At 55.0% G+C, this 14,045-nt stretch carries 6 protein-coding genes and 1 pseudogene; 3 read left to right on the top strand and 4 right to left on the bottom strand.

Annotation, left to right across the window (positions count from 1 at the left end; translation table 11 throughout):
• Window positions 1–31: 31 nt before the first annotated feature.
• Together nrdA and ubiG are read right to left on the bottom strand one after the other, a co-directional pair.
• Window positions 32–2,317 carry a class 1a ribonucleoside-diphosphate reductase subunit alpha gene (gene nrdA, locus ADJ24_RS01975; RefSeq protein ID WP_023312513.1) on the bottom strand — a complete coding sequence of 762 codons (2,286 nt, stop codon included), beginning with the start codon at window positions 2,315–2,317 and terminating at the stop codon, window positions 32–34.
• A 347-nt stretch (window positions 2,318–2,664) separates the two neighbouring features.
• Window positions 2,665–3,393 carry a bifunctional 2-polyprenyl-6-hydroxyphenol methylase/3-demethylubiquinol 3-O-methyltransferase UbiG gene (gene ubiG / locus ADJ24_RS01970; RefSeq protein ID WP_023312512.1) on the bottom strand — a complete coding sequence of 243 codons (729 nt, stop codon included), beginning with the start codon at window positions 3,391–3,393 and terminating at the stop codon, window positions 2,665–2,667.
• A gap of 146 nt (window positions 3,394–3,539) precedes the next feature.
• On the opposite strand from ubiG, the gene gyrA reads away from it, so the two are divergent.
• Both gyrA and rcsC read left to right on the top strand, forming a co-directional pair.
• Window positions 3,540–6,176 (top strand): DNA topoisomerase (ATP-hydrolyzing) subunit A, encoded by a 2,637-nt coding sequence (gyrA, locus tag ADJ24_RS01965; protein ID WP_023312511.1) that lies wholly within the window; start codon window positions 3,540–3,542, stop codon window positions 6,174–6,176.
• A 135-nt stretch (window positions 6,177–6,311) separates the two neighbouring features.
• Window positions 6,312–9,158: a two-component system sensor histidine kinase RcsC gene (gene rcsC / locus ADJ24_RS01960; RefSeq protein WP_023312510.1), complete on the top strand. Its 2,847-nt coding sequence runs from the start codon at window positions 6,312–6,314 to the stop codon at window positions 9,156–9,158.
• Window positions 9,159–9,248: 90 nt separating this feature from the next.
• On the opposite strand, the gene rcsB is transcribed toward rcsC, so the two are convergent.
• Window positions 9,249–9,899: a response regulator transcription factor RcsB gene (gene rcsB / locus ADJ24_RS01955; RefSeq protein ID WP_006176468.1), complete on the bottom strand. Its 651-nt coding sequence runs from the start codon at window positions 9,897–9,899 to the stop codon at window positions 9,249–9,251.
• 16 nt (window positions 9,900–9,915) lie between these two features.
• The gene (gene rcsD / locus ADJ24_RS01950; RefSeq protein ID WP_023312509.1) at window positions 9,916–12,588 is read right to left on the bottom strand and encodes a phosphotransferase RcsD; all 2,673 of its coding nucleotides are present in this window, start codon (window positions 12,586–12,588) and stop codon (window positions 9,916–9,918) included.
• Window positions 12,589–12,968: 380 nt separating this feature from the next.
• Here rcsD and ADJ24_RS01945 point away from each other — a divergent pair.
• Window positions 12,969–13,997: pseudogene (locus tag ADJ24_RS01945) on the top strand (porin OmpC); the annotation flags it as partial.
• Between the last annotated feature and the right edge of the window lie 48 nt (window positions 13,998–14,045).

The raw sequence follows: 14,045 nt of genomic DNA, 5'->3' as shown, positions 1-14,045 counted from the left end.
GAAATAAAGGCGGGGATATCCCCGCCCTTCATTAGATCTTACATGCGCCGCTTTCGCAGCCATCGTCCTGAATTGACGGTACCATGTCGTCCTGCGCGTCTTCCGCACCGTCACGGGTGTTGTGATAGTACAGGGTTTTCACGCCAAATTTGTAGGCGGTGAGCAGGTCTTTCAGCAATTGCTGCATCGGTACCTTGCCGGACGGGAAGCGCGTCGGGTCATAGTTGGTATTGGCAGAGATCGACTGGTCGATAAACTTCTGCATGATACCCACCAGCTGCAGGTAGCCGTCGTTGTTTGGCATTTCCCACAGCAGCTCGTAGTTGTTGCCCAGCGTTTCGTAGTCCGGTACCACCTGACGCAGCACGCCGTCTTTCGACGCTTTGATGCTGACGTGGCCGCGCGGCGGTTCAATACCGTTGGTGGCGTTAGAGATCTGCGAAGAGGTCTCGGACGGCATCAGGGCAGAGAGCGTAGAGTTACGTAAGCCGTGGGTCTTGATGGACTCGCGCAGGCCTTCCCAGTCGAGATGCAGCGGCTCGCTGACGATCGCATCCAGGTCTTTCTTGTAGGTGTCGATTGGCAGAATGCCTTTCGCGTAGGTGGTTTCGTTGAACCACGGGCACGCGCCTTGCTCTTTCGCCAGCTCGTTAGAGGCTTTCATCAGGTAGTACTGAATCGCTTCGAACGTCTGGTGCGTCAGATTGTTAGCGCTGCCGTCGGAGTAACGCTTGCCGTTTTTCGCCAGCCAGTAGGCGAAGTTGATCACGCCGATACCCAGGGTACGGCGGCCCATCGCACCGCGTTTAGCGGCCGGGATTGGGTAATCCTGGTAGTCCAGCAGGGCGTCTAGCGCGCGAACCGCCAGCACGGCCAGCTCTTCCAGCTCGTCCAGGCTCTTAATCGCGCCCAGGTTGAACGCGGACAGCGTACACAGCGCGATTTCGCCGTTTTCGTCGTTCACGTCTTCCAGCGGTTTGGTCGGCAGGGCGATCTCCAGGCACAGGTTAGACTGGCGCACTGGCGCAACTACTGGATCAAACGGGCTGTGGGTGTTGCAGTGGTCCACGTTCTGGATGTAGATACGGCCGGTAGAGGCACGTTCCTGCATCATCAGGGAGAACAGGTCTACCGCCTTCACGCGCTGCTTGCGGATGCTGTCGTCTTTTTCGTATTTGGTGTACAGACGTTCGAACTCGTCCTGATCGGCAAAGAACGCGTCGTACAGGCCCGGAACGTCGGACGGGCTGAACAGCGTAATGTCTTCGCCTTTCAGTAGACGGGTGTACATCAGCTTGTTGATCTGCACGCCGTAGTCCATGTGACGCACGCGGTTGCCTTCCACGCCGCGGTTGTTTTTCAGGACCAGCAGGCTTTCCACTTCCAGGTGCCACATCGGGTAGAACAGGGTCGCAGCACCGCCGCGCACGCCGCCCTGAGAGCAGGATTTTACGGCCGTCTGGAAGTGTTTATAGAACGGGATACAGCCGGTGTGGAACGCTTCACCGCCGCGAATCGGGCTGCCCAGCGCACGGATGCGACCGGCGTTGATGCCGATACCGGCACGCTGGGAGACGTATTTCACGATGGCGCTGGAGGTGGCGTTGATGGAATCCAGGCTGTCACCACACTCGATCAGTACGCAGGAGCTGAACTGACGGGTGGGAGTACGCACGCCAGACATGATTGGCGTCGGCAGAGAAATCTTGAACGTGGATACCGCATCGTAGAAACGCTTCACGTATTCCAGACGGGTGTCACGCGGGTAGTTAGAGAACAGGCAGGCGGCCACCAGAATATAGAGGAACTGGGCGCTTTCGTAGATCTCACCGGTTACACGGTTCTGAACCAGGTATTTGCCTTCGAGCTGCTTCACCGCCGCGTAGGAGAAGTTCATGTCGCGCCAGTGATCGATAAACCCGTTCATCTGCTCGAACTCTTCTTCCGTATAGTCTTCCAGCAGATGCGTGTCGTATTTGCCCAGCTCAACCATTTTCACCACGTGATCGTAAAGCTTCGGCGGCTCAAACTGACCGTAGGCTTTTTTACGCAGGTGGAAAATCGCCAGACGTGCAGCGAGGTACTGATAATCCGGTGCTTCGCGGGAGATGAGGTCTGCCGCTGCTTTAATGATCGTTTCGTGGATATCAGACGTTTTGATGCCGTCGTAGAACTGAATGTGAGAACGCAGTTCAACCTGGGAGATAGATACGTTGTTCAGTCCTTCTGCTGCCCAGTCGAGAACTCGATGGATTTTGTCCAGATTGATACGCTCGGTAGTACCGTCGCGCTTTGTCACCAGCAGACTCTGATTCATGTGGGTTTTACCTGTCCGTGAAATAAAAAATATCCCCCGTTTATCCACAGAACCGTCTTGTGACTAACTCTGTGGATAAATACTACATGTAGGGGGTTTGCGATAAGAAAAACGCTATATGGTGAGTATTCTAGTATCGAATCTTTTCAGCACAAGGGTTGATTTTGGCGTTAAATTGAGGTTGTGAAAGGGTAAAAAAGGCTAAGTCCTCGTACCGTAAGGCCTGGAAGACATGTCAATAATTAAGAAAAAAAATTCAAAATTTGATCGAGTGCTGATTTCTTCAACGGGAGGTCAGAATTGCGCAACATGATGTCGCGCAATCTTTATAAGAATAACGAATGACGTTAGTCGTTTTTGGCGGTTGTGTGCAACATATAGTTAACATCAACGCCCGGTGCGAGTTTGAATTTATTGGTTAGCGGATTGTAGTGCAGGCCGGTGATGTGCTGCTCTTTGAGCCACGTCTGGTCAACCCAGCTTAACAGCTCCGCAGGCTTGATGAATTTCTTCACGTCGTGCGTCCCTTTCGGCACCATGCGCAGCACATACTCCGCGCCGACAACGGCCATCAGCCAGGCTTTACCGTTGCGGTTGATGGTTGAGAAGAAGACCTGTCCACCCGGTTTCACCAGTTTTGCACAGGCGTGCACCACCGACTGCGGATCGGGAACGTGCTCCAGCATCTCCATGCAGGTCACCACATCGTACTGATGGGCGTGTTTTGCCGCGTGCTCTTCCACGGTTTCCTGCACGTATTCCACCTGTATGCCGGACTCCAGCGCGTGAAGGCGGGCAACCTGGAGCGGTTCAAAGCCCATATCCAGGCCCGTAACATTCGCCCCTTCGCGCGCCATGCTCTCAGCCAGGATGCCGCCACCGCAGCCGACGTCGAGCACTTTCTTACCGAACAGACCGCCGGAACGCTCCGCGATATAGCCCAGACGCAGCGGGTTAATGCGATGCAGCGGTTTGAACTCACCTTCGAGATCCCACCAGCGGGACGCCACCGCTTCAAATTTGGCAATCTCTTCGTGGTCAACGTTGTGAGCCACCGGGGATTTTTCGGCATTCATGGGCGCTTTTACTCCTTATTTAGCAAGACAAAGGAGTATATCAGGCAATCCCCGTGAATAAAGCGTATAGGTTTACCTCAATCACCTCGGCTGTGTTATAATTTGCGACCTTTGAATCCGGGATACAGTAGAGGGATAGCGGTTAGATGAGCGACCTTGCGAGAGAAATTACACCGGTTAACATCGAGGAAGAGCTGAAGAGCTCCTATCTGGACTATGCGATGTCGGTCATTGTTGGCCGTGCGCTGCCGGACGTCCGCGATGGCCTTAAGCCGGTACACCGTCGCGTACTATACGCCATGAACGTATTGGGCAATGACTGGAATAAAGCCTATAAAAAATCTGCCCGCGTCGTCGGTGACGTCATCGGTAAATATCACCCGCATGGTGATACCGCCGTTTATGACACCATCGTTCGTATGGCGCAGCCATTCTCCTTGCGTTACATGCTGGTAGATGGTCAGGGTAACTTTGGTTCAGTCGACGGCGACTCCGCTGCGGCGATGCGTTATACGGAAATCCGTATGTCGAAAATCGCTCATGAGCTGATGGCCGACCTGGAAAAAGAGACCGTTGATTTCGTCGATAACTACGACGGCACCGAGCGCATCCCAGATGTGATGCCAACCAAGATCCCGAACCTGTTGGTTAACGGTTCCTCCGGTATCGCGGTCGGTATGGCAACCAACATTCCGCCGCACAATATCACCGAGGTGATCAACGGCTGCCTGGCCTATATCGACGATGAAGACATCAGCATTGAAGGGCTGATGGAACACATCCCGGGTCCGGACTTCCCAACGGCGGCGATCATCAACGGTCGTCGCGGTATTGAAGAAGCTTACCGCACCGGCCGCGGCAAGATTTACATCCGTGCCCGCGCCGAAGTGGAAGCGGACGCTAAAACCGGCCGTGAAACCATCATTGTTCACGAGATCCCGTATCAGGTGAACAAAGCGCGTCTGATTGAAAAAATCGCCGAGCTGGTAAAAGAAAAACGTGTTGAAGGCATCAGCGCGCTGCGTGACGAGTCTGACAAAGACGGTATGCGCATCGTGATTGAGATCAAACGCGACGCGGTGGGTGAGGTTGTGCTGAACAACCTGTACTCCCAGACTCAGCTTCAGGTCTCCTTCGGTATCAACATGGTTGCGCTGCACCAAGGTCAGCCGAAGATCATGAACCTGAAAGAGATCCTGAGCGCGTTCGTGCGTCACCGCCGTGAAGTGGTGACCCGTCGTACCATCTTCGAACTGCGCAAAGCGCGCGACCGTGCGCACATCCTTGAAGCGCTGGCGGTTGCGCTGGCCAACATCGACCCGATCATCGAACTGATCCGTCGTGCGCCAACCCCGGCGGAAGCGAAAGCAGCCCTGGTTTCCCGTCCGTGGGATCTGGGTAACGTTGCCGCGATGCTGGAACGTGCGGGCGATGACGCAGCGCGTCCAGAGTGGCTGGAACCTGAATTCGGCGTGCGTGACGGTCAGTATTACCTGACTGAACAGCAGGCTCAGGCGATTCTGGATCTGCGTCTGCAGAAACTGACCGGCCTTGAGCACGAAAAACTGCTCGACGAATACAAAGAGCTGCTGGAACAGATTGCTGAACTGCTGCATATCCTGGGCAGCGCAGAGCGTCTGATGGAAGTGATCCGTGAAGAGCTGGAGCTGGTCCGCGATCAGTTCGGCGATGCGCGCCGCACCGAAATCACCGCGAACAGCTCTGATATCAACATTGAAGATCTGATCAACCGCGAAGACGTGGTGGTCACCCTGTCTCACCAGGGCTATGTGAAGTATCAGCCGCTGACCGACTACGAAGCACAGCGTCGTGGCGGTAAAGGCAAGTCTGCAGCGCGTATTAAAGAAGAAGACTTTATTGACCGCCTGCTGGTGGCGAACACCCATGACACGATCCTCTGCTTCTCCAGCCGCGGTCGTCTGTACTGGATGAAAGTTTATCAGCTGCCGGAAGCGAGCCGCGGCGCGCGTGGCCGTCCAATCGTCAACCTGCTGCCGCTGGAAGCGAACGAACGTATCACCGCCATCCTGCCGGTACGCGAGTACGAAGAGGGCGTGAACGTCTTTATGGCGACCGCCAGCGGTACCGTGAAGAAAACCGCGCTGACCGAGTTCAGCCGCCCACGTTCCGCCGGGATCATCGCGGTGAACCTGAACGAAGGCGACGAGCTGATCGGTGTGGATCTGACCTCCGGTTCTGATGAAGTGATGCTGTTCTCTGCGGCCGGTAAAGTGGTGCGCTTTAAAGAGAACGCCGTCCGTGCAATGGGTCGTACCGCTACGGGCGTTCGTGGTATCAAACTGGCTGGCGAAGACAGCGTTGTTTCTCTGATTATTCCGCGCGGTGAAGGGGCTATCCTGACCGTGACGCAGAATGGTTACGGTAAACGTACGGCGGAAGGGGAATACCCAACCAAGTCTCGCGGCACGCAGGGCGTTATCTCTATCAAAGTGACCGAGCGCAACGGTTCCGTTGTGGGCGCGGTGCAGGTAGACGATGCCGACCAGATCATGATGATCACCGATGCCGGTACGCTGGTGCGTACCCGCGTGTCTGAGATCAGCGTGGTGGGGCGTAACACCCAGGGCGTGATCCTCATCCGTACAGCGGAAGATGAAAACGTGGTGGGTCTGCAGCGCGTTGCTGAGCCGGTGGATGACGAAGAGCTCGATTCCATCGACGGTAGCGTTGCGGAAGGCGATGATGATATCGCGCCGGAAGCCGACACCGACGATGACGTAGCGGATGACGCTGACGAGTAATGTCTCCTGATGCAAAAAAGGGCCGGATTCCGGCCCTTTTCTTTTGCACAAGCAGATAAGTCAACGTTGCGACCTGGCGCGTTTACCGCTACCTTAACCACATTCTTTTGACCCCGACGGCGGAGCCTCGCCCCCTTGAAATACCTCGTCTCCTTTCGTACTACGCTGAAAGTTTCTCGCTATCTGTTTCGGGCGCTGGCGCTCTTGCTCTGGCTGCTGGTGGCCTTGTTCTCGGTGTTTTACATCGTTAACGCGCTGCACCAGAAAGAAGCGGAGATCCGCCAGGAGTTTAACTTAAGCTCCGACCAGGCCCAGCGCTACATTCAGCGAACGTCTGACGTGATGAAGGAGCTGAAGTATATTGCCGAAAATCGTCTGACGGCGGAAAACGGCATCCTTGCGCTTCGCGGGCGGAATGACAATACCGAAGTCCCGGACTTCCAGCCGCTGTTCCCGGACTCCGATTGCTCCACCATGAGCAATACCTGGCGCGGGTCGCTGGAATCCCTTGCCTGGTTTATGCGCTACTGGCGCGACAATTTCTCCGCCGCCTATGACCTGAACCGCGTATTCCTGATTGGCAGCGAAAATCTCTGCATGGCTGACTTTGGCCTGCGCGACGTGCCCGTTGAGCGTGACGATGCGCTGAAAAGCCTGCATGAACGTATTGTGAAATACCGCAATGCGCCGCAGGACGAGCGCGGGAATAACATCTTCTGGGTTAGCCAGGGCCCGCGCCCGGGCGTGGGCTATTTCTACGCCCTGACGCCGGTGTATCTGGGCAATCGCCTGCAGGCGCTGCTGGGGATTGAGCAGACCATTCGCATGGAAAACTTTTTCACCCCGGGCAGCCTGCCTATGGGGGTGACCATTCTGGATGAAAACGGTCATCAGCTGATCTCACTTGCCGGGCCGGATAACCGGTTAAACGTCGAACCGCACTGGATGCAGGAGCGGTCGTGGTTTGGCTATACCTCCGGCTTCCGCGAACTGGTGCTGAAGAAGAGCCTGCCGCCTTCGTCGCTAAGTATTGTCTACTCGGTGCCAGTGGACATGGTGCTTGAGCGGATACGCATTCTCATCATGAATGCCATTCTGCTGAACCTGATCGCGGGTGGTGCGCTGTTCACCCTGGCGCGTATGTATGAGCGGAAAATCTTTATTCCGGCCGAAAGCGACGCCCAGCGGCTGGAGGAACACGAGCAGTTTAACCGGAAGATTGTCGCGTCGGCGCCGGTGGGGATCTGCATTCTGCGTACCCAGGACGGAACCAACATCCTGAGTAACGAGCTGGCGCATAACTACCTGAACATGCTGACGCACGAAGACCGCCAGAGGCTGACGCAAATTATCTGCGGTCAGCAGGTTAACTTTGTCGACGTGCTCACCAGCACGCACACCAACCTGCAGATCAGCTTTGTGCATTCCCGCTATCGCAATGAAAACGTGGCGATTTGCGTGCTGGTGGATGTCTCCGCGCGCGTGAAGATGGAAGAGTCGCTGCAGGAGATGGCCCAGGCGGCGGAGCAGGCCAGCCAGTCGAAATCCATGTTCCTTGCCACCGTCAGCCACGAGCTGCGAACGCCGCTGTACGGGATCATCGGTAACCTCGACCTGCTGCAGACCAAAGAGTTGCCGAAAGGGGTCGACAGGCTGGTGACGGCGATGAACAACTCCTCCAGCCTGCTGCTGAAAATCATCAGCGATATTCTCGACTTCTCTAAAATCGAGTCTGAGCAGCTGAAAATCGAGCCGCGGGAGTTCTCGCCGCGCGAGGTGATGAACCACATCAGCGCCAACTATCTGCCGCTGGTGGTGCGTAAACAGCTGGGGCTCTACTGCTTTATTGAACCTGACGTGCCGCTGACGCTGCACGGCGATCCGATGCGCCTGCAGCAGGTCATCTCAAACCTGCTCAGCAACGCCATCAAATTCACCGACGTTGGCTGTATCGTGTTGCACGTTTGCCGGGCGGGGGATTACCTGAGCATTCGCGTGCGCGACACGGGCGTCGGCATCCCGGCGAAGGAAGTGGTCCGCCTGTTCGACCCGTTCTTCCAGGTCGGGACCGGCGTGCAGCGTAACTTCCAGGGCACCGGACTGGGGCTGGCGATTTGTGAGAAGCTAGTCAGCATGATGGACGGTGATATTTCCGTGGATACCGAGCCCGGCATGGGCAGCCAGTTCACCATCCGTATTCCGCTCTATTCGGCGCAGTATCCGGCAAAAGCGACGGTGGACGGGCTGAGCGACAAGCGCTGCTGGCTGGCGGTGCATAACGCCTCGCTGAATGATTACCTGACGGCGCTGCTTGCCCACAGTGGAGTCAGGGTGTGTCTCTATGAAGGTCAAACACCGGACGTGGACGATGTGCTGATCGCCGACGAGATGCCGGGGCAACCGTGGCAGGGGAGAGGGTCGGTGCTCTTCTGCCGTCGCCACATCGGCATTCCTGTCGAGCGTGCGCCCGGGGAATGGGTACACAGTGTTGCAACGCCGCACGAGCTGTTGAGCCTGCTGGCGCGCATCTACAAAGTGGAGCTGGAAGAGCGTGACGGCGCGGGCGGATTGCCGTCACCGGAGTCTCTGGCGTCGGTAAATGACGATATGATGATTCTGGTGGTGGATGACCATCCGATTAACCGTCGCCTGCTGGCTGACCAGCTGGGATCGCTGGGCTACCAGTGCAAAACCGCCAATGACGGCGTGGATGCGCTGAATGTGCTGAGTAAAAATCATATTGATATCGTGCTTAGCGACGTCAACATGCCAAACATGGACGGCTACCGTCTGACGCAGCGCATCCGACAGCTGGGCCTGACGCTGCCGGTGGTGGGCGTAACGGCGAACGCGCTGGCGGAAGAGAAACAGCGTTGTCTGGAGTCAGGCATGGACAGCTGTCTGTCGAAACCGGTGACGCTGGACGTGCTGAAGCAGACGTTGTCGATTTACGCGGATCGCGTGAGAAAAACCAGAATATAAAAAAGGCCCGCAAGGGCCTTTTCGCTTTTCAACCCTCTCACCGTGGGAGAGGGACGGGGTGAGGGCCTCAGGCCGCACACCCGTCCGGGATCAATCCTTGTCCGATGCGCTCAGCGTAACGGAGGAGAGATAGTTCAGCAGAGCAATATCGTTGTCCACGCCCAGCTTCATCATCGCTGATTTCTTCTGGCTGCTGATGGTTTTAATGCTGCGGTTCAGCTTCTTGGCAATCTCGGTTACCAGGAAACCTTCTGCGAACAGGCGCAGAACTTCACTCTCTTTCGGGGACAGGCGTTTGTCACCGTAGCCACCCGCGCTGATTTTTTCCAGCAGACGAGAGACGCTCTCAGGGGTGAACTTCTTGCCTTTCTGCAGCGCAGCGAGCGCTTTTGGCAGATCGGTCGGGGCGCCCTGTTTCAGCACAATCCCTTCGATGTCCAGATCCAACACCGCGCTCAGGATCGCCGGGTTGTTGTTCATGGTCAGAACAATGATCGAGATATCCGGGAAGTGACGTTTAATGTATTTGATGAGCGTGATCCCATCACCGTATTTGTCTCCAGGCATGGAGAGATCGGTAATGAGCACGTGTGCATCAAGCTTTGGGAGGTTATTGATCAGTGCTGTAGAGTCTTCAAATTCACCGACTACATTCACCCACTCGATCTGTTCAAGTGATTTGCGAATACCGAACAGTACAATCGGATGGTCATCGGCAATAATTACGTTCATATTGTTCATGTATAAGGCTACCTTGCTACAGCAAGCTTTTGACGTAGGCGTCAATGTCGCTGATGTATTTTTCAATGCCAGAGGCATCTTTCTCACGAATTAGATGTTCCAGCGTTTCACATAACTGCTTGCCGGGAACCAGATTAAGCATGGCAAACACCCCTTTAAGCCGGTGTGCTGTCTGTGCCAGCGCTGCAAAATCATTCGCAGCGGACTCAGTATACAACCGCTTAACATCATCTGGTACTGTATCAACAAAGAGTGAATAGTATCCGCTGGCGTGAAGCTCGGCATTTTCATTGCCGCCTAACGGTGACTCCGTTATCTCTTCCTGCGCCAGCTGCTCTTCTATTAGTTGTAGTACAGCTTCCTGCATCGCATTGCTTATATTAAAGTTGACGCGCAGCTGGCCAGGGCCGATTTTCCGCACGCCTGACTCATCATCGCTTAAAAGCAAGCCGGAGGCAGTAAGATTAGACGGATTATCAGTTAAAAACAGATCAAATTCTTGACTTGCAAGTCTTTCATCCGGCGTGATGCAGGCCGCTCCCCAGTTTTCTAACTGACGAACGACAATATTGCGGATCTCGTTCGAGGTCACATCGACCATCACCACGACGTCATCCAGCAGACGTTCTTCATCCTCTTCCTGCGGATTGGCCGCCATTTTCACATGCAGAGAATAGCGGGTGCCGAGGGATTCACGGGCTTTGATATTCAGGTGGCCGCCAAGCTTACGCGCCAGCTGATCGCACAGCCAGAAGGTCAGGGCATTGGCCTTGCCGTAGCGATCGCTCTGCGTGTCATTCAGGAACGGGAAGTGCAGATTATCAATTTCACTTGTTGTGACGCCTTCCCCGGTATCCAGGATGCGGAACGTCAGACGGTCTTCTGCCGACTCCTCGGTGCTGACTTCAAGGGTGATCTTGCCGATCTGCGTGGTGGTCACGGCGTACTGAATAATCATCAGCAGAATGCGGCGCAGCGCTTCGCGATCGCCGTGGCGTTCGTCATTCGCAGGGAGATTGTTATTGATCAGCAGCTGCAGCCCTTTGCGCTTAATGACGGGCAGCACTTCCGGCACCACTTCATCGATCAGATCCTGGATGGAGAAGAGGGCTGGTGTTCCCTTCCAGAAATCATTTTCCAGCATGTTCGCCAGCTGGATCTCATCAACCATTCTGACCAGCGAATCGGCCTGGCAGGCAAGCTGGTGGCTTTCAGAGGTGTTTAACGCCGCCGCCTGGGTCGCCAGCGTTTTTAACGGCTGCTTGAAGGCATCGCCGATGTTCTGCATAAATGCGGCGCGCCCCTGCTGGTTTTTCTCATACAGCCTTTGCGCCTGCTTGAGCTTTTTATTGACCAGCACTTCGCGATCCTGATCGCGGATAATGAATATTTGCGTGCGGGGAGCCACCTGGCTGCGGAACTGACGGATCTCGTACAGTTCATTGTTGATGGTGGCCTGAATCACCCCCTGGTGTTGATCCGCCATGGTGGTGATGTTCTGCAGGTTAAGATGCGGCAGCAGATGGTCGGCAATTTTGTTGCTCATCACCGTACGATTCGCCTCCTGGTCATGAACCAAGACCCCAAGCGGCAGCACGGAAACAATCTCTTCATTCAGTGCACGCAATACGCGCAGCTCATTGTTGGTACCGGCCGGAACCGCAGAGGCGTCGCTCTGACGCCCCGTCTGGAAACGGAAGGTGCTGTAGCCAAACAGCGCCAGCGCCAGCAGACCGATATTCAGCAGCAGAGGCAGCAGAATATTTTGCAGGGTGTCGAGCAACAGCGTGCCAAACGGCACCTGCCACACGAGACGCATGCCGGTCGAGTTCAGCGATGAGGCAATTTCGATTTTCGAGCCGTTAAAGGAGATCGATACGCTCTCTGCGGCCTCTTTGTCGGACGCCGCACGCATGTTCTGGGTGCTGCTGTCTGGCTCCAGGCGGAAGCTGTCGAGCGGCATATCCGGCGGGATTAAATCATTAATCGGTAAATCGAAGGCCACCACCGTCGCCAGATGCCCTGGCTGGTTGAACGTGGTGCGCAGGGTAAAATAATGACCGTTTTGCCAGGCCAGACGACGCAGGGAAGAGAAGCTCTCACGCTCATCAAGGGCGTTCGCCTGCTGCAGCATCTCTGCCCGGCGGGAATCGACGATGCTGCCCACGGTTGTCTCTTTAAAGCCGGACGAGAGATCTTTTAACGGCAGCGTAGAGATCAGGATCATGCTGTTGTCCTGACCGTTCAGATAGTACATCGACCACGGTACCGTTTCGGCCCCCCAGAGGGTATCCAGATAGGTCGAAATACGCTGCGTCATCTCAAGCGTCGCGCTGTCGTGAGAGCCAAAGATAAGGGCCTCGGTCTTACGCTGCGGTTTTTCGAGATAATAGACATCCTGCTTAAGTCGCGTCTCCTGAAGTCCATCCCCGGACGAGGAGGTCGGGGCAGCAGCGATATTGTCGTAAATCTGCCAGGTGGCGTAGCGCCAGGTGTCTATGCGCTTATGCACGGCGTGGGTGATATCCACGACCTGATAGCTCTTATCCTTCAGCCAGGCGTTAACCGCGCTTTGTACCATCACCCCCATGGTGACTAACAGCACAACGATCAAAAGAAGAAAGAAACGGGTGATGCTCCCGGGGAGAAGGGAGAATTTGCTCGGGGCGGTAGTTTCAGTCTGACTCATTGATATCTTTAACCCGTTATGGTCGTGCTCTGTGGCGATAGGGCAGTATAAAGGGTAATAACTGAATTTCCAGCGCGACTGTCCGGGAAGAGGCGACTTTTTCTCCGGACAATATCGGCGGCGGGGAGTGCAGAAAACATGTACAAACTCGCCATGCGCGTACAAATAATCGACCCACGCCGTCAATAAATAGCACGAATTAACAAGAAATTAAGTCTTGTACCAATTTATGGACTTCGAAGAATACCCGAAGAGAATTTAGTTAATAGTCGTTACAATTACGGTGCGGTAGCACAAAAAAAGAGAAGTTACGTAAAGAAAGGTAAAAAAAAACCGAATGCGGAGCATCCGGTTCAATTAGGGATAAACAGACATTCAAAACTGAATTAGATCTGTACGGTAAAGTCGATGGTCTGCACTATTTCTCTGACGACAAGAGTGCCGACGGCGACCAGACTTACATGCGTCTTGGCTTCAAAGGCGAAACTCAGGTTAACGATCAGCTGACCGGTTACGGCCAGTGGGAATACCAGATCCAGGGCAACACCTCTGAAAGTGACAACCAGGCCTGGACGCGTGTGGCGTTCGCGGGTCTGAAATTCGCTGACGCGGGTTCTTTCGATTACGGTCGTAACTACGGCGTAATCTACGATGTAACCTCCTGGACCGACGTTCTGCCAGAATTTGGCGGCGATACTTACGGTGCGGACAACTTCCTGCAGTCCCGTGCTAACGGCGTGGCGACCTACCGCAACCAGGACTTCTTTGGTCTGGTGGATGGCCTGAACTTTGCCCTGCAGTATCAGGGGAAAAACGGCAGCGTAAGCGGTGAAAACGACACCGGTCGTAGCCTGCTGAAACAGAACGGCGACGGCTACGGTGCATCCGTGACCTATAACCTGGGTGAAGGCTTCAGCATCGGTGGTGCAATGTCTTCTTCCAAACGTACCGCTGACCAGAACAACACCGCTAACCTGGCGCTGAAGGGCGAAGGCGATCGTGCTGAAGTTTATTCTGGTGGTCTGAAATACGACGCCAACAACATCTACCTTGCGGCGCAATACTCCCAGACCTACAACGCAACCCGTTTCGGCAATTCTCAGAGCAGCAGCGACATTTACGGCTTTGCTAACAAAGCGCAGAACTTCGAAGTGGTTGCTCAGTACCAGTTCGACTTCGGCCTGCGTCCGTCCGTGGCTTACCTGCAGTCTAAAGGGAAAGACATCGAAGGTTACGGCGATCAGGATCTGCTGAAATATGTTGATGTTGGTGCGACTTACTACTTCAACAAAAACATGTCCACCTACGTGGATTACAAAATCAACCTGGTTGATGAAAATGAATTCACCCGTCAGGCGGGTATCGGTACTGACGATATCGTAGCGCTGGGTCTGGTTTACCAGTTCTAATCGCTTCATCGTGTGACGTAAGGGGCCTGCTGGCCCCTTTTTTGTGTC

Source organism: Enterobacter sp. 940_PEND, assembly GCF_001059415.1.
Classification (GTDB): Bacteria; Pseudomonadota; Gammaproteobacteria; order Enterobacterales; family Enterobacteriaceae; genus Enterobacter; species Enterobacter cloacae_M.
Note: the sequence above shows the minus strand (reverse complement) of the source record. Positions and strands in the feature narration are given on the sequence as shown.

What these genes read in the sequence shown, in the direction of transcription:
- nrdA (WP_023312513.1), bottom strand. Translation starts at nt 2,317, where the DNA reads ATGAATCAGAGTCTGCTGGTGACAAAGCGCGACGGTACTACCGAGCGT.
- ubiG (WP_023312512.1), bottom strand. Translation starts at nt 3,393, where the DNA reads ATGAATGCCGAAAAATCCCCGGTGGCTCACAACGTTGACCACGAAGAG.
- gyrA (WP_023312511.1), top strand. Translation starts at nt 3,540, where the DNA reads ATGAGCGACCTTGCGAGAGAAATTACACCGGTTAACATCGAGGAAGAG.
- rcsB (WP_006176468.1), bottom strand. Translation starts at nt 9,899, where the DNA reads ATGAACAATATGAACGTAATTATTGCCGATGACCATCCGATTGTACTG.
- rcsD (WP_023312509.1), bottom strand. Translation starts at nt 12,588, where the DNA reads ATGAGTCAGACTGAAACTACCGCCCCGAGCAAATTCTCCCTTCTCCCC.